11 protein-coding genes are annotated in these 15,843 nt (G+C 68.7%); 6 read left to right on the top strand and 5 right to left on the bottom strand.

The annotated features are described in order from the left end of the window. Positions 1-107 precede the first annotated feature (107 nt). Both PDM28_RS14150 and pbpC read left to right on the top strand, forming a co-directional pair. Positions 108-5,018: an alpha-2-macroglobulin family protein gene (locus PDM28_RS14150; protein ID WP_311182515.1), complete on the top strand. Its 4,911-nt coding sequence runs from the start codon at positions 108-110 to the stop codon at positions 5,016-5,018. Positions 5,019-5,068: 50 nt separating this feature from the next. Further along, positions 5,069-7,396, top strand: a complete 2,328-nt coding sequence (gene pbpC / locus PDM28_RS14145) for a penicillin-binding protein 1C (RefSeq protein ID WP_311184699.1) — start codon at positions 5,069-5,071, stop codon at positions 7,394-7,396. A gap of 20 nt (positions 7,397-7,416) precedes the next feature. Here the strand turns inward: pbpC and PDM28_RS14140 are convergent, their stop codons facing one another. The 3 genes from PDM28_RS14140 to PDM28_RS14130 form a co-directional block, all read right to left on the bottom strand. Next, positions 7,417-8,196: a hypothetical protein gene (locus PDM28_RS14140; RefSeq protein WP_311182514.1), complete on the bottom strand. Its 780-nt coding sequence runs from the start codon at positions 8,194-8,196 to the stop codon at positions 7,417-7,419. Between the two features lie 82 nt (positions 8,197-8,278). Beyond that, positions 8,279-8,875, bottom strand: a complete 597-nt coding sequence (locus PDM28_RS14135) for a ferritin-like domain-containing protein (protein ID WP_311182513.1) — start codon at positions 8,873-8,875, stop codon at positions 8,279-8,281. 30 nt (positions 8,876-8,905) lie between these two features. Then, complete coding sequence (locus tag PDM28_RS14130) at positions 8,906-9,388, bottom strand: peroxiredoxin (RefSeq protein ID WP_311182512.1); 483 nt, start codon at positions 9,386-9,388, stop codon at positions 8,906-8,908. Positions 9,389-9,611: 223 nt separating this feature from the next. On the opposite strand from PDM28_RS14130, the gene PDM28_RS14125 reads away from it, so the two are divergent. Further along, a complete protein-coding gene (locus PDM28_RS14125) occupies positions 9,612-10,511 on the top strand; it encodes a DnaJ C-terminal domain-containing protein (RefSeq protein WP_070207113.1) in 900 nt (299 codons plus the stop codon). A gap of 37 nt (positions 10,512-10,548) precedes the next feature. On the opposite strand, the gene pilH is transcribed toward PDM28_RS14125, so the two are convergent. Together pilH and PDM28_RS14115 are read right to left on the bottom strand one after the other, a co-directional pair. Continuing rightward, a complete protein-coding gene (gene pilH / locus PDM28_RS14120) occupies positions 10,549-10,932 on the bottom strand; it encodes a twitching motility response regulator PilH (RefSeq protein WP_102945400.1) in 384 nt (127 codons plus the stop codon). Between the two features lie 89 nt (positions 10,933-11,021). Further along, complete coding sequence (locus tag PDM28_RS14115) at positions 11,022-12,017, bottom strand: YhdH/YhfP family quinone oxidoreductase (RefSeq protein ID WP_311182511.1); 996 nt, start codon at positions 12,015-12,017, stop codon at positions 11,022-11,024. Positions 12,018-12,204: 187 nt separating this feature from the next. On the opposite strand from PDM28_RS14115, the gene hflK reads away from it, so the two are divergent. The 3 genes from hflK to PDM28_RS14100 all read left to right on the top strand — a co-directional run bounded on the left by hflK (position 12,205) and on the right by PDM28_RS14100 (position 15,709). Further along, a complete protein-coding gene (hflK, locus tag PDM28_RS14110; protein ID WP_311182510.1) occupies positions 12,205-13,338 on the top strand; it encodes an FtsH protease activity modulator HflK in 1,134 nt (377 codons plus the stop codon). Next, complete coding sequence (hflC, locus tag PDM28_RS14105; protein WP_102945402.1) at positions 13,335-14,198, top strand: protease modulator HflC; 864 nt, start codon at positions 13,335-13,337, stop codon at positions 14,196-14,198. Before hflK ends, hflC begins: the two co-directional genes overlap by 4 nt. A 218-nt stretch (positions 14,199-14,416) precedes the next feature. After that, positions 14,417-15,709 (top strand): adenylosuccinate synthase, encoded by a 1,293-nt coding sequence (locus PDM28_RS14100; protein ID WP_070207108.1) that lies wholly within the window; start codon positions 14,417-14,419, stop codon positions 15,707-15,709. Positions 15,710-15,843: the final 134 nt, after the last annotated feature.

Raw genomic sequence — 15,843 nt, 5'->3', positions numbered from 1 at the left:
GAACGGTTTGGGCACCGTGTGGGACACGCCATGCGTGTCCCACGCACGCCGTCCGCCAGCCTGTAACCCCGCGGTGCATAATGAAGCCCTGGTTCAAGGAGCGACGTATGGCCACGGTCCGTCAGGGCATCTGGAAGGGAATCGCAGCACTGGCGCTGGTCGCCGGGCTGGCATCAGGCATCACCGGCTGCAACCGCAACGACAGCGGTCAGCTGCCCACCGCCTCCGGCGCGCCGATCGCGGCCAAGGCCGAAGCGGTCACCGGGTTCACCCTGTTGAGGGCCTTCCCGGACCAGAGCAGCGACGGCCTGTCGCTGGCGCTGGAGTTCTCGCGGCCGCTGGTCGGCACCCAGGACTTCGACAAACTGGTCCGCTTCGGCGAGAAGGTCGGCACCGAGGACAGCAGCTGGACCCTGTCCGATGACGGCAAGACCCTGCGCTACCCGTTCGTGGAAGCGGCGAAGGAATACACCCTGATCGTGTCCCCGGACCTGCTCGCCGCCGACGGCAGCCGGATCGGCAAGGAGCTGCGCCAGAAGGTGTTCACCGGCGAACTCAAGCCGGTGGCCGGGTTCGCCTCGCAGGGCAGCGTGCTGCCGGCGCGGGAAAGCCGCGGCCTGCCGGTGGTCTCGGTCAACGTGGGCGAAGTGGACGTGGAGTTCCTGCGCGTACGCGAAAAGGAACTGCCCAGCTTCTTCAGCCAGTACCAGCGCGGCGGCCGTCGCGGCAGCTGGGAGCTGGACAGCGAGTACGGCGACAAGACCCCGATGTCGCAGCTGGCCGAGCCGGTTTACCTCAACCGCTTCGTGCTCGGCGGCAAGCAGAACGAGCGCGTGCTCACCTACCTGCCGACCCAGGACATCAAGGAACTGCAGGAACCCGGCCTGTATTTCGCGGTGATGAAGCGCAGCGGCTCGTTCGACAGTGAATTCGACACCGCCTTCTTCACCGTCAGCGACATCGGCCTGCACACCCGCGCCTACAAGGACACCCTGTTCGTGCACACCGCCTCGCTGCAGAGCGGCGCTGCGCTGAAGAAGGTCGACCTGCGCATCCTCGACGCCAAGGGCGAGGTGGTGCTCAAGGGCAGCACCGACGGCAACGGCAACGCGCTGCTCAACTACACGCTGGACGCGGGCCACGTGCTGATCGCCAGCAGCGGTCCGGACACCTCGATGCTGCCGTTCAACCAGCCGGCGCTGGACCTGAGCGAGTTCGCCGTGGCCGGCCGCGACAACGCCTGGTTCGACGTGTTCGCTTGGTCCGGCCGCGACCTGTACCGCCCCGGCGAGACCGTGCGCATCTCCGCGCTGCTGCGCGACAACGACGGCAAGCCGGTCAAGCCACAACCGGTGTTCCTGCGCCTGAAGCAGCCCGACGGCAAGACCTTCCGCGAAACCCGGCTGCAGCCGGGCGAGCAGGGCTACCTGAGCTTCGAACAGACCATTCCGGTGGAAGCGCCCACCGGGCGCTGGCAGGTTGAATTCCGTACCAACCCGGCCAGCAAGGAAGCGATCCAGGGCATGACCCTGCGCATCGAAGAGTTCCTGCCCGAGCGCATGAAGCTGGACCTGGACAGCGCGCAGAAGACCCTCAAGCCCGGCGAGCCGCTGAAGCTGCAGGCCGACGCGGCCTACCTGTACGGCGCGCCGGCCGACGGCAACCGTTTCACCGCGCGCTTGGCGGTGGCTGCAGAACAGTCGCCGGTGGAGTCGCTGCCGGGCTACTTCTTCGGCGACCCGACCCTGGAACTGCCGCGCGAAGCGCGTGATGTGATCGACACCGAATTCCCGGCCGACGGCAAACTGCGCCAGGACGTGGAGCTGCCCGCCGAGGTCAAGGCCAGCGCGCCGGTGGCGGTGGTGCTGTCCGGCAGCGTCTACGAGACCGGCGGTCGCACAGTCACCCGCACCCTGAAGCGGGTGATGTGGCCGGCCCCGGTGCTGGTCGGCGTGCGCCCGCTGTTCAACCCGGACGACGGGGCCGACGCCAACAGCAACGCCCGCTTTGAAGTGATGCGGGTGGACGCGGCCGGCAAGCCGCAGCCGGGCAAGGGCTTGAAGGTCACCCTGGTGCGCGAGCTGCGCGACTACCACTGGACCTTCAACGACAATCGCTGGGACTACGATTTCAGCCGCCGCTTCGAGAACAAGGACACCCGCACCATCGACGCCGGCAGCGCGGCGGTGGGCGTGGACTTCCCGGTGGAGTGGGGCGAGTACCGGCTGGATGTGTTCGACCCGGCCACCGGGTTGACCAGCCGCTACCCGTTCCACGCCGGCTGGAGCTGGAACGACGAGAACCGTGGGCTGGATGCACGCCCGGACAAGGTCAAGCTGGGCCTGGACAAGACCGCGTATAAAGCGGGCGACACGCTGCGCGTCACCGTCACCCCACCGCACGCCGGCAAGGGCCTGTTGATGGTTGAAAGCGACAAGATGCTGTACGTGCAGGAGATCGACGCCAAGCCCGGCAGCACCTTCGACATTCCGGTCACCGCCGACTGGGAACGCCACGACGTCTACATCACCGCGCTGGTGTTCCGCGGCGGCAGCGCCCCGAGCAAGATCACGCCGGCGCGTGCGGTCGGCGTGGTCCATGTGCCGATGGACCGCAAGGCGCGCACCGTGGCCGTGGGCCTGTCCGCGCCGAAGCAGATGCGGCCGGAGCAGACCCTGCCGGTCACGGTCAGCGCACCGCAGCTGGCCGGCAAGCTGGCGCACGTGACGGTCTCGGCGGTGGACGTGGGCATCCTCAACATCACCCGCTTCCCGGTGCCGGACGCCTCGGCACACTTCTTCGCCCAGCGTCGCCTGGGCGTCGATGCGTACGACATCTACAGCCGCGTGATCGAAAGCTTCGACGGCAGCAGCGGCAAGCTCAAGTTCGGTGGCGACATGGCGCTGGCGGCATTGCCGCAGGCCAAGCGGCCGACCGCGCGCGTGCAGACCGTGGACCTGTTCTCCGGTCCGGTGAAGCTGGACGCCAAGGGCATTGCCCGGATCGCGCTGAAGGTGCCGGACTTCAACGGCACCCTGCGCGTTTCGGCGCTGGTGTACTCCGACGACCAGTACGGCAAGCGCGACCTGGAAACCGTGGTGCGCGCGCCGATCCTGGCCGAAGCCAGCATGCCGCGCGTGCTCGCCCCGGGCGACCGCAGTACCGTCACCCTGGACGTGCAGAACTTCACCGGCACGCCCGGTGAGTTCAAGGTGCAGGTCGATGGCATCGGGCCGCTGAGCCTGGGCGAACCCAGCCGCACGCTCAAGCTCAACGCCGACGCCAAGAACACGCTCAGCTTCCCGCTGCAGGCGCGCGAAGGCTATACCGTGGCCAAGGTGCGGGTGCGGGTGGAAGCCAACGGCTTCAAGGTCGACCGCCGCTACGACCTGCCGGTGCGCGCCGCGTGGCCGCAGGTGCTGCGGGCGCAGACGCGCACGCTGGACCCGCTGGCCGACGTGGAGATGGGCGCCGGCCTGGCCGACGGGCTGATGGCCGATTCGGTCACCGCGCGCATGCTGGTCAGCGCGCTGCCGCCGATCCCGTTTGCCAGCGCCCTCAACGGCGCGCTGAACTACCCCTACGGCTGCGCCGAGCAGACCACCAGCAAGGGCTACGCCGCGCTGATGCTGGACGAGGCCACCTCGGCCATGCTCGGTGCCGACGGGCTGGATGCCAAAACCCGCCGCGAGCGCATGGAAGGCGCGTTTGGCCGGCTGGCGTCGATGCAGGTGGCCAACGGCAACTTCTCGATGTGGGGCGACGACGGCTACGTCAATCCGTGGCTGACCCCGTACATCGCCGAGTTCCTGCTCGATGCCAAGGACGCCGGCTTCGCGGTGCCCGACGGCGTGCTGCAGAAGGCGCTGAACCGGCTCAGCGAAGACCTGCTCTCCGGCGGCAACCCGTTCTACGGCGAAGACCGCCGCGAGAACCTGAAGTTCGCCAACCAGGCCTACTCCGGCTACGTGCTGGCCCGGGTCAACCGCGCCCCGCTGGGCACCCTGCGCGCGCTGTACGACAACGAACGCAGCAAGTCGCTGACCGGTCTGTCGCTGGTCCACCTGGGCATCGCGCTGTCGCTGCAGGGCGACCACAAGCGGGGCGACGCCGCCATTGCGGCCGGCTTCGCCAAGCCCAGCAGCGAGCGCCCGCAGTACTTCGGCGACTACGGCAGCGCCGTGCGCGACGACGCCTTGATGATCGCGCTGCTGCACGAACGCAAGCTGGCCAAGCCCGCCTATGACGCCCGCGCCGTGGAACTGGGTCGCGCGCTGGATGCACGCCGCAACAACGGCTGGATGTGGCTGAGCACGCAGGAGCAGGTCGCCATCGCGCGCCTCGGCAAGGCGCTGGCCGCCAACCAGAGCAAGCAGGTGTCGGGCGAGCTGGCCATCGGTGGCGAGGTCGAAGCCATCGCCGCGCGGCGCATGTTCGGGCGCAGCTTCGACTACGCCGCCCTGGCCAAGGGCGTGCGCTTCAGTCCGAAGGGCGAGCCGCCGATGTTCGCCAGCCTGGAAGTGGCCGGCATTCCGCGCACCGCGCCGGAGCCGGACAACCGCACCCTGGGCGTGGAACGCAGCTGGTTCACCACCGACGGCAAGCCGTGGACCCCGCGTGCGTTGAAGGAAGGCGAGGCCCTGATCGTGCGGGTCAGCGTCACCCCCAACGTGGACATGCCCGACGCGCTGCTGACCGACCTGCTGCCGGCCGGCCTGGAGATCGAGAACTTCAACCTGGGCGATGCCAAGCAGTGGGCCGACGTGGTGGTGGACGGCCTGCGCGTGGAAGACCGGGGCGACGCGGCCACGCTGCGCCATGAAGAATTCCGCGACGACCGGTACGTGGCCGCGCTCAAGCTGTCGCGTGGCAGTACCGCCAAGGTGTTCTATCTGGTGCGCGCCGTCACCCCGGGCACCTACACGGTGCCGCCGCCGCTGGTGGAAGACATGTACCGTCCTGACCTGCGTGGGGTGGGCCGCAGCACCCCGACCACCCTCACGGTGGTCCAGCCGTGAGCACGCGCGGGCCCCGGCCGACGCCGGGGCCCGCCCGGTGGCGGCGCCGGCTGTGGCCGGGCCTGCGCTGGGGCACGGCGGCGCTGCTGGCGCTGCTGCTGGTGCTGGACCTGGCGTTTCCGCCGCCGCTGCCGAAAATGCGCGACACCAGCACGCTGGTGGTCGCGGGCGACGGCACGCCGCTGCGCGCGTTCGCCGACGCGGACGGCGTGTGGCGCTACCCGGCCTCGGCGGATTCGGTCTCGCCGCTGTACCTGCAGGCGCTGCTCAACTACGAGGACCGCTGGTTCTGGCGGCATCCCGGGGTCAACCCCTGGGCGCTGCTGCGTGCCGGCAAGCAGTGGGTGCTGGAGCGGCGGATCGTCTCCGGCGGCTCCACCCTGACCATGCAGGTCGCGCGCATCCTCGACCCGCACACGCGCACCCCGTGGGGCAAGGCCAAGCAGCTGCTGCGCGCGGTGCAGCTGGAACTGCACCTGGACAAGGCGCAGATCCTGGCGCTGTACCTGGAACGTGCGCCCTATGGCGGCACCATCGAAGGGGTGGAAGCGGCCAGCTGGGCCTACCTGGGCAAACCGGCTGCGCAGTTGTCGCACGCCGAGGCCGCGCTGCTGGCGGTGCTGCCGCAGTCGCCCAGCCGGCTGCGCCCGGACCGCCACCCCGAAGCCGCGCAGGCCGCGCGCGACAAGGTGCTTGAACGCATGGTCGCGCTTGGCGTGTGGTCGCGCGACGAGGTGGACGATGCACGCATCGAGCCGGTGGTAACCCGCGCCCTGCAGCCGCCGCTGCACGCCGCGCTGCTGGCCCAGCGCCTGCACGCCGCGCAACCCCGGGCGGCGCGCATCCAGAGCACGCTCGACATCGGGCTGCAGCGCACCCTCGAAGAGCGCGTGTCGTCGTACTTCTCGCAGTTGCCCGAGCGCACCTCGGCTGCGCTGCTGGTGGTCGACAACCGCACCCTGGAAGCGCGCGCCTATGTCGGCTCGGTCGCCTTCGGCGACAAGCGGCGGCTGGGCCATGTCGACATGGTCCAGGCCTGGCGCTCGCCGGGCTCCACGCTCAAGCCGTTCCTGTACGGCATGGCCCTCGACGACGGCCTGATCCATTCGGAAAGCCTGATGGTGGACGCACCGCAGAGTTTTGCCGGGTACCGCCCAGGCAACTTCGACGCGGCGTTCAACGGCCCGGTCAGCGCGGCCACCGCACTGCGCCTCTCGCTCAACGTGCCCGCGGTGGACCTGCTGGACCGGGTGGGTTCTGCGCGTTTCGCCGCACGGCTGGCGCATGCCGGCATCACCCTGCGCTTTCCGCGCGGCAGCGCGCCGAACCTGTCGCTGATCCTCGGCGGCACCGGGGCACGCCTCGAGGACCTGGTCGGCAGCTTCGCCGCGTTCAACCGCAACGGCATCGCCGGACGCGTGCGCTACACCGCCGACGACGCGGTGATCGAGCGGCGGCTGATGTCGCCGGGCGCGGCATGGATCACCCGCGAAATGCTCGAATCCAACCCGCGCCCCGGCTACGGCGCAGGTACCTTCGATGTCACCGGCCGCCCGCGCGTGGCCTGGAAGACCGGCACCAGTTACGGGTATCGGGATGCGTGGGCGATCGGCAGCACCCGTCATTACACCGTAGGGGTGTGGGTAGGGCGGCCGGACGGCACCCCGTTGCCCGGCCAGTACGGTGCGGTGACCGCGTTGCCGTTGATGTTCGAAGTGGTGGACAGCCTGCCGCGCCAGAGCGGTGATGCCGCCGCCGCGCCGCTGCCGGCCAGCGTCACTCAATCAGAGGTGTGCTGGCCTACCGGCGAGCGTGCCGACAGCACGCCGCCGGCGCTGTGCCAGCGCCGCCTGCAGGCGTACGTACTGGACGGCGTGGTGCCGCCCACCTTCGCCGAGCGCGACGCGCGCCTGTGGCAGGCGGGGAGGGTGGCCTTCGAGGTGGACGCGCGCAGCGGCTTGCGGTTGTCACCGGAGTGCACGCTGCCGCATGAGGCAGCCCAGCGCGAGATCGCGCGCTGGCCGGCGCTGGTGTCGCCGTGGCTGCCGCTGGCCCAGCGCCGTGCCGCGCAGTTGCCGGCGCTGTCGCCCGACTGCCGCGACGATGGCCGCAGCAGCGCCGGCAGCCTGCATATCGAAGGGCTCAACGACCGTGCCACCTTGGCCCGCGCACCCAACGCCGAACACGGCGTGCGGCTGCAGCTGCGCGCACTGGGCAGCGAGCAGGCGGTGGACTGGCTGCTGGACGACCGCTGGATCGCACGCACCGAAGGCGCGCGCACCTTCCAGCGCGAGTTCGACCAGGCCGGCGAGCACACGCTCACCGCGCTCGCCGCCGACGGTGCCTGGACCCAGGTGCGGTTCCGGGTGTTGCGGTAGGTGCCGACCGTCGGTCGGCATTATTCCTTGGGATAGACCGCCATAACCGCGCAGCCGGGGCGCGCAAATCGCGGCGTGTACGAACGGCCATCGTTTTCGATGCCGCTGGGCTGCATGACGATGCGGTCGCCCGGATTGCCGCAGATCAGCCCGTTCTGGAAGCCGGACTGGAAGTCCACCTCGGTGGCGCCGGCCAGGATGCTGCAGCTGCTGCCCAGCTCGACCCGGTAGAACTTGTGTCCACCGTTGCGGCGCGGGTTGGTTTCAACCACTACGCCGTTGGGGTCTTCGCTCCAGCCGCGCACGTTCCGGGTGGCGAAACAGAACTCCGGCGAACCCCGGAACGCTTGCCGCCTCTCGCTCGTCGCAGCCCCCTTGGCGGTCACGGTCACCGCCTCCAGCGTAGTTGCAAACTGGCGGCTGCTCTCGCGTGCCACTTCCGCAAAGCTGCGGTTGTCCAACACACTGACCGCCGAAAGCGGGCAGCTGCGCCCGTCCACCACCAGCCGCTCGCTGGGCCGGCCGCAGGCCCAGCCATCCGGCGCATCCAGCCGCACCTGTTCGGCGTCGTTGACGCCCGGGCAGGCCGTTGCGAAATCCAGGCGGTAGGCCTGGCCGTTGCTGCCGAGTACGGCGATGGCATCCGGGCTGGCCTGCTCCATCTGGCGTACCGCGCGCGCGTCCAGGCAATGCGGGGCAGGGGGCGTGCGCACTTCCGGCACGGGCGCCGGCTGGGCCAGGGCGGTGGCGGAGGCGAACAGGGCCGCAACAAGCGGCGCACGAGACAGTGCGATGGTCACGATGCAGTCCTTGCAGTGGGATCGGCCCGACCATAGCACCCCCGGCAATGCGATTGCATTGCCGGGAGATTACTGTGTGACGCTATTCTCCAATCCAGCCTTCCAGCAGGTCGGCGAACTCGTCGGCATGCTCTTCTTCCTGGGCCAGGATCTCTTCCAGGATGCGCTTGGTAGTGGTGTCGCGGTCGCCAACGAAGTTGATCATCTCGCGATAGCTGTCGATGGCGATGCGCTCGGCGATCAGGTTCTCGCGGACCATGTCGCGCAGGTCCTTGCCTTCCTTGTACTCGGCATGCGACCGCTGGGTCAGCGTGGCCGGGTTGAGGTCCGGCTCACCGCCGAGCTGCACGATGCGCTCGGCCAGCTTGCCCGCGTGCGCCTGTTCCTGCTGGGCGTGTTCCAGGAACTCGCCCTTGACCGCGTCGGCGAGCATGCCCTTGGCCATGAAGTAGTGCCGGTAATAACGCAGCACGCACACGTACTCGGTGGCCAGCGCATCGTTGAGCAGCTTGATCACTGCCTTGCGGTCGGCGCTGTAGGTATCGGTGATCGCACCGTCGTCGATGTTCTTCCGCGCCCGCGCACGCAGCGTGGCGGTGTCGCTGATGCCGCTGGGGCGCGGCGCCGGCTGGGTGGGTTCGGATTGGGTAGTCGCTTTCTGCTTGGCTGGCTTTGACATGGCTGGCCGGTTTCCTTTGTTGCGGGAGTGTCAGCTGGGCAGGTGCTCCAGCACGTACTGGGCCGAAGAGACCTCGAACTTGCCGGGCTCTTCGATGAAGGTTTCGCGGACCACGCCGTTTTCCACATACAGCGCGAAACGGCGCGAGCGCATGCCCATGCCGGAACTGCTGGCGTCCAGTTCCAGGCCGAGCGCGCGGGTGAAGTCGCCATTGCCGTCGGACAGCAGCTGCAGCCCATCCGGCACCTGCTGGCTCTCGCCCCATGCCTTCATCACGAACGGGTCGTTGACCGCCATGCAGAACACGTCGATGCCGCGCTTGCGGAATTCGGCGAAGCGTTCAACGAAGCCGGGCAGGTGCTGCGCCGAGCAGGTCGGGGTGAATGCGCCGGGCACCGCGAACAGCACCGCTTTGCGGCCATCGAACAGCGCCGTGGTGTCCAGGGTTTCCATCCCCTCGCGGATGCGCTTGAGGGTGACTTCGGGGATGCGGTCGTCAACGTGGATGGTCATGGGGTCTCCTGATTCAAGGGCAGGGTAGTCAGGGCCATGGGAGGGCCATGTCAAAACGTTGAAAAGCGCCTGTTCATTCCCATCTCCTGCACCGTACCCCGGCCAGATGGCCGCTGCATTGCGCTGGATCATTCGCCGATCACGGCAGTTGGGCGGCCAGCCGCTAGAATTGCGCGCAGGGCCCCCGCCGGCGCGGGCGGCCGAACTTATTCGAGGTGTATGGATGGAATTCAAGGACTACTACGCCACCCTGGGTGTGGAACCCAGCGCAGGCGATGCTGAAATCAAGACCGCCTACCGCCGGCTGGCGCGCAAGTACCACCCCGACGTCAGCAAGGAGGCCGGCGCGGAAGAGAAGTTCAAGGCGGTCAACGAAGCCTATGAGGCGCTGCGCGACCCGCAGAAGCGCGCGGCCTACGACCAGCTCAAGGCCCAGGGCTATCGCCCGGGCGAAGAATTCCACGCCCCGCCGAACTACGGCGGCGCGCAGGGCTTCGACTTCGAGGAAGTGTTCGGCGGTGGCGCCGGTGGCGGTGGCTTCAGCGACTTCTTCGAAAGCCTGTTCGCGCGCCAGCGCGGCGGCGGTGGTGCAGGCCGGGCCAGTGGCTTCGGTGGCGCCGGGGCGGGCCCGCAGCCGGTGCGCGACACCCGCGCCAAGCTCTCGGTGCCGCTGGAAGCGGCCTACGGTGGTGACAGCCTGCGCATTACCGTCAACGGCAAGCAGCTGGACGTGCGCGTCCCCAAGGGCATCCGCCCCGGCCAGGTGATCCGCCTGACCGGGCAGGGCACCAACGGCGGCAACCTGCTGTTGGAAGTGGAATACGCCGCGCACCCGCAGTTCGAGGTCGACGGGCGCAACATCCTGTACACCCTGGACGTCACCCCGTGGCAGGCCGCGCTGGGCACCTCGATCAGCGTGCCGACCCTGGGCGGGGCGGTGGAACTGAAGGTGCCGGCCGGTTCGGATGCCGGGCGCAAGCTGCGCCTGCGCGGCCGTGGCCTGCCGGGCAACCCGGACGGCGACCAGATCGTGGAACTGGAGATCATCGCCCCGGTGCCGACCGACGACGCACAGAAGAAGGCGTACCGCAGCCTGGCCAAGGCGTTCGGCGAAAAGATTTAAGGGGTTGCCGGGCAGGGCCCGGCACTACCTGCGCCGATCAACCTGCCGGCGGCGTCTGTCCGCTGAAAACGCGCTCCAGCACTTCGGACAGTTCGTCCTCGGAGAACGGCTTGGTGATGTAGGCCTTGGCACCCTGCCGCATGCCCCACATGCGGTCGGTGTCCTGGTCCTTGGTGGTCACCAGGATCACCGGGATGTGCTTGGTGGTCGCTTCGCGCGCCAGCGTACGGGTGGCCTGGAATCCGTTGAGATTCGGCATCACCACATCCATCAGCACCAGATCGGGCAGCTCGGCCTTGGCTTTCTCGACGCCGGCGGCACCGTCCTCGGCGACCATCGTTTCATGCCCCAGCTTTTCAACGATGCGTTTGATGCCCAGCTGCTGCACCGGTGAATCGTCAACGATCAGAATGCGTGCCATGTGCTTCCCCAAGTGATGCCCGCAGTGTAGTGCTGCGCCTGTGTCAGCGTGAAGCATCCCCCGTGCCGTCCGTCGCCCCGCTGCAACGCTCAGTCGATCCGCACCACCGTGCGTCCGTGCGAGCCGCCGGCCAGCATCGCCTCGAATACGCTTGGCAACCCGTCCAGACCCACTTCACGGGTACAGATCGTGTCCAGGTGCTGCGGCGCCCAGTCGCTGCCCAGCCGCTCCCAGACCTGCTCGCGCAGCGCACGTGGGGCCGAAGACGACGACACCCCGAGCAGCGAGACGCCACGGATGATGAAGGGCATCACCGTCATGTCCAGCGCCGGGCTGGCGGCCAGTCCGGCGCTGACCACGCTGCCGTAAGGCACGGTCTGCGCCAGCAGGCTGGCCAGCATCGGGCCACCGGCATTGTCCAGGCCACCGCCGAAGCGGGCCGACTCCATCGGCCGGGTGGTGGCCAGGGCCTCGCGCGGCAGCACCTCGCGCGCGCCCAGGCGGAGCAGGTACCCGGCCTGGTCGGGCTTGCCGCTGATCGCATGCACCTCGAACCCGGCGCGGCTGTAGATGTCCACCGCCAGCGAGCCGACCCCGCCGGTGGCCCCGGTGACCGCCAGCGGCCCGTGCCCTGGCGTGAGCCGGTTGTCGAGCATGCGCAGCAGGGCCAGCGCGGCAGTAAAGCCGGCGGTCCCGATCACCATGGCTTCGCGCGCGCCCAGCCCGGCCGGGCGGGCGATCACCGCGCTGGACTCCAACCGCACGTACTGGCTGTAGCCACCGTCGCGGGTCTCGCTCAGCCCGCAACCGGTGGCCAGCACCGCGTCGCCCTCGCGCCAGGCCGGGTCGGTGGATGCGACTACGGTGCCGGCCACGTCGATCCCGCCGACCAGCGGGAAACGGCGCAGGATCCGCCCCTTGCCGGTGCCGGCCAGTGCGTCCTTGTAGTTCACCGACGACCACTCGGCCCGCACCACCACCTGGCCCGGCGCCAGCTGGTCCAGGGCGACGGACTCCAGCCCGCTGCGGTGGCCGGCCTCGTCCTGGTGGATGCGGAAGGCGGTGAAGCGGTCGGGGAGTGCCATGGTTGGGCCTCGGGAAGTGGGGGGCTCCACCTTACCCGGCAGGGGCGGGCGGGGTGATGAATCGCGGCCTGCGACGCATTCGCCCTTCCAATCCTGTCGGCCAGCCCCATCTAGTAGAATCGAGCGGGATTCACGGTTGACGGTGCGGGACTGGCCCGCAGGCAACCTTATTACTGATGGAGCGTGCATGGCCTGGAATACACCCGGCGGCAACAAGGGCGGACAAGGCCCCGACGAGAATCGACGAGGACCGTTCGGTCCCCGCGGTGGCAGCGGCGGTGGAAGTGGCTGGGGCGGTTTCCCCGGGCCGCTCAAGGACCTGTTCGATGGCGGCATCCTGCGCTGGGTGGTGGTGGCAGTGGTCCTGCTGCTGCTGTTCTCCAGCTTCCAGCTGATCGGCGAACAGCAACGCGGCGTGGTGCTGCGCTTCGGCCAGTTCTCGCGCATCCTGCAGCCGGGCCCGAACTTCAAGCTGCCGTGGCCGATCGAGTCGGTGACCAAGGTCAACGCGACCCAGATCAAGACCTTCAGCAGCGACGTGCCGGTGCTGACCCGCGACGAGAACATCGTGCGCGTGTCGCTCAACGTGCAGTACCGCATCGACGACCCGCGCCTGTACCTGTTCGGTTCGGTCGACGCCAACCAGGTGCTGGAGCAGTCCGCGCAGAGCGCCGTGCGTGAGCAGGTCGGCCGTGCCGATCTCAACGCCGTGCTCAACAACCGCGGCCCGCTCGCGGTGGTCGCGCAGGAACGCCTGCAGGCCGCACTCAAGGCCTACCGCACCGGCCTGGTCGTGACCGGCCTGACCCTGCCCGACGCCCGCCCGCCGGAGGAGGTCAAGCCGGCCTTCGACGAGGTCAACGGTGCCCAGCAGGTCAAGGAACGCCTGATCAACGAAGCCCAGGCCTATGCCGCCAAGGTCGTGCCGGAAGCGCGTGGCCAGGCCTCGCGCGCACGTACCACCGCCGAAGGTTACAAGCAGGCCGCCGTGGCCCGCGCCGAAGGTGACGCCGAACGCTTCAGCCTCCTCCAGGAGCAGTACCAGGGCGCGCCGGAAGTGACCCGCAAGCGCCTGTGGCTGGAAACCGTGGAAAGCGTGCTCAAGGAGAACCGCAAGGTGATCGGCGGCGATGGCCGCCAGCTGATCTACGTGCCCATGCCCGACAACCGCGCAGGCGCTGCTGCCACCGGCAGCAGCACCCCGCTGGTGACTCCGGAAGTAATGATGCCGTCGCTGCCGGCCAGTACGCCGGTGGACGGCGTGCGCAACACCGAGCGCCCGACCACGCGACCGACCGGTCGTGAAGGAGCCATCCGATGAAGAGTTCCCTGTGGATCGGCTTGGCCGTAGCCGTCGTGCTGGGCCTGCTGGGCTCGGTGTACGTGGTCCGTGAGGACCAGACCGCGATGGTGCTGAACCTGGGCAAGGTGGTCCGTTCGGACATCAAGCCGGGCCTGCACTTCAAGGTGCCCGTGGTGGAATCGGTGCGCGTCTTCGACCGTCGCCTGAAGGTGCTGGCCACCGCGCCGGCGCGTTACTTCACCGCCGAGCAGAAGGACGTCAGCGTCGACTTCTTCGCCATTGGCTACATCTCCGACGTGCGCGCCTACTACCGCGCCACCGGCGGCGACGCCAGCGTGGCCGACGCGCGCCTGGCGCCCATCATCACCGACTCGCTGCGCAACCAGATCAACTCGCGCTCGTTGCAGCAGCTGGTGTCCGGCGACCGCAGCGAACTGATCGCCGGCCAGCTGACCGGCATCAACGAGGCGGTGAAGGGCCTGGGCATGCAGATCATCGACCTGCGCATCAAGCAGATCGACCTGCCGACCGACAGCCAGGTGATCAGCGACGTGTACGAGCGCATGCGCGCCCAGCGCAAGCAGGAAGCGGCCAAGCTGCGGGCAGAGGGTGAAGAGCAGTCGCTCACCATCCGCGCCCAGGCCGACCGCGAAAGCACGGTGATCGTGGCCGAAGCCGAACGCGACGCCCAGCGCCTGCGCGGTGCCGGCGACGCCGAGGCGGCCCGCATCTACGGCAAGGCCGGCTCGGCCGACCCGGCGTTCTTCTCGTTCTACCGCAGTCTGGAGGCCTACCGGAACTCCATGACCGACGGCAACGGGGTGATCGTGCTGGACAAGAACGACCCGTTCCTGCAGTACATGAAGAACGACCGCTGACCGCCGGTTGAACCCGCCACCCCACGGGGTGGCGGCCGACCCCGGAAACCCGGATAATGCACAAAAGCCGGACGGGCCTCCCCGTTCGGCTTTTTCCGTGTCTGGGCCTGCCCCCGCCGACTGCTCCCCGATTGGAGCCGTCACTTCCGCGCCGGCCGACCCTGCTACGGTTTACCCGTCCGCGGCCCCGATGGCCGCAACAATTCGAGGAGCCCGTCATGGGTCAGTCTGTCGTAGTGCTTGGTGCCCAGTGGGGCGATGAAGGCAAGGGCAAGATCGTCGATCTGCTTACCGAGGAAATCGGTGCCGTAGTGCGTTTCCAGGGCGGCCACAATGCCGGCCACACCTTGGTCATCAATGGCAAGAAGACCGTCCTGCACCTGATCCCGTCGGGCATCCTGCGTGACGATGCGCTGTGTCTGATCGGCAACGGCGTGGTGATCTCGCCGGCCGCGCTGCAGAAGGAAATCGCCGAGCTGGAAACCTCCGGCGTGGAAGTGCGTTCGCGCCTGAAGATCTCCCCGGCTGCGCCGCTGATCATGCCGTACCACATCGCCCTGGACCAGGCGCGCGAACGCGCTGCCGGCGGCAAGGCGATCGGCACCACCGGCCGTGGCATCGGCCCGGCCTACGAAGACAAGGTGGCGCGCCGCGGCATCCGCATCGCCGACCTGCATTACCCGGCCCAGCTCGAAGAGCTCCTGCGCACCGCGCTGGATTACCACAACTTCGTGCTGACCAAATACCTCAACACCGACGCGGTCGACTTCCAGAAGACCTTCGACGAAGCGCTGGCGTTCGGCGAATACGTGCAGCCGATGAAGTCCGACGTGGCCGGCATCCTGCACGACCTGCGCAAGCAGGGTAAGCGCGTGCTGTTCGAAGGCGCGCAGGGCGCGCTGCTGGACATCGACCACGGCACCTACCCGTACGTCACCAGCTCCAACACCACCGTGGGCGGCGCACTGGCCGGCACCGGCGTCGGCGCGGATTCCATCGACTACGTGCTGGGTATCGCCAAGGCCTACGCCACCCGCGTCGGCGGCGGTCCGTTCCCGACCGAGCTGGACGACGAAGTCGGCCAGGGCATCCGCGACCGCGGTGCCGAGTACGGCGCCTCCACCGGCCGCCCGCGTCGCTGCGGCTGGATGGACATCGTCGCGCTGAAGCGGGCGGTGGCCATCAACGGCATCAGCGGCCTGTGCATCACCAAGCTGGACGTGCTCGACGGCATGGAAAAGCTGAAGGTCTGCATTGCCTACGAATACAACGGCAAGCGTACCGAATACGCCCCGCTGGACGCGCAGGGCTGGGAAGACTGCACCCCGGTGTACCTGGAGTTCCCGGGCTGGAGCGAGAACACCCACGGCATCACCGACTGGGAAAAGCTGCCGGCTGCCGCCCGCGCCTACCTGCGTGCCCTGGAAGAGCTGGCCGGCTGCCCGATCAGCATCGTCTCCACCGGCCCGGACCGCGACCACACCATGGTCCTGCAGGACCCGTTCGCCTGATATGAGGTAGAGCCAGGCCCTGCCTGGCTGGTAGTGCCGGGCTCTGCCCGGCAAGGAAGCCCCGCGAAAGCGGGGCTTCTGCTTTTTCGAAGCGCTGAAGGTGAAGATGCCCAGTTTGGGTAGAGACCTACCCA

This window comes from Stenotrophomonas aracearum, from assembly GCF_031834615.1.
In the GTDB taxonomy this organism is placed as follows: domain Bacteria; phylum Pseudomonadota; class Gammaproteobacteria; order Xanthomonadales; family Xanthomonadaceae; genus Stenotrophomonas; species Stenotrophomonas aracearum.
Note: the sequence above shows the minus strand (reverse complement) of the source record. Positions and strands in the feature narration are given on the sequence as shown.

What these genes read in the sequence shown, in the direction of transcription:
- PDM28_RS14150 (WP_311182515.1), top strand. Translation starts at nt 108, where the DNA reads ATGGCCACGGTCCGTCAGGGCATCTGGAAGGGAATCGCAGCACTGGCG.
- PDM28_RS14135 (WP_311182513.1), bottom strand. Translation starts at nt 8,875, where the DNA reads ATGTCAAAGCCAGCCAAGCAGAAAGCGACTACCCAATCCGAACCCACC.
- pilH (WP_102945400.1), bottom strand. Translation starts at nt 10,932, where the DNA reads ATGGCACGCATTCTGATCGTTGACGATTCACCGGTGCAGCAGCTGGGC.
- hflK (WP_311182510.1), top strand. Translation starts at nt 12,205, where the DNA reads ATGGCCTGGAATACACCCGGCGGCAACAAGGGCGGACAAGGCCCCGAC.
- PDM28_RS14130 (WP_311182512.1), bottom strand. Translation starts at nt 9,388, where the DNA reads ATGACCATCCACGTTGACGACCGCATCCCCGAAGTCACCCTCAAGCGC.
- PDM28_RS14125 (WP_070207113.1), top strand. Translation starts at nt 9,612, where the DNA reads ATGGAATTCAAGGACTACTACGCCACCCTGGGTGTGGAACCCAGCGCA.
- hflC (WP_102945402.1), top strand. Translation starts at nt 13,335, where the DNA reads ATGAAGAGTTCCCTGTGGATCGGCTTGGCCGTAGCCGTCGTGCTGGGC.
- PDM28_RS14115 (WP_311182511.1), bottom strand. Translation starts at nt 12,017, where the DNA reads ATGGCACTCCCCGACCGCTTCACCGCCTTCCGCATCCACCAGGACGAG.
- PDM28_RS14100 (WP_070207108.1), top strand. Translation starts at nt 14,417, where the DNA reads ATGGGTCAGTCTGTCGTAGTGCTTGGTGCCCAGTGGGGCGATGAAGGC.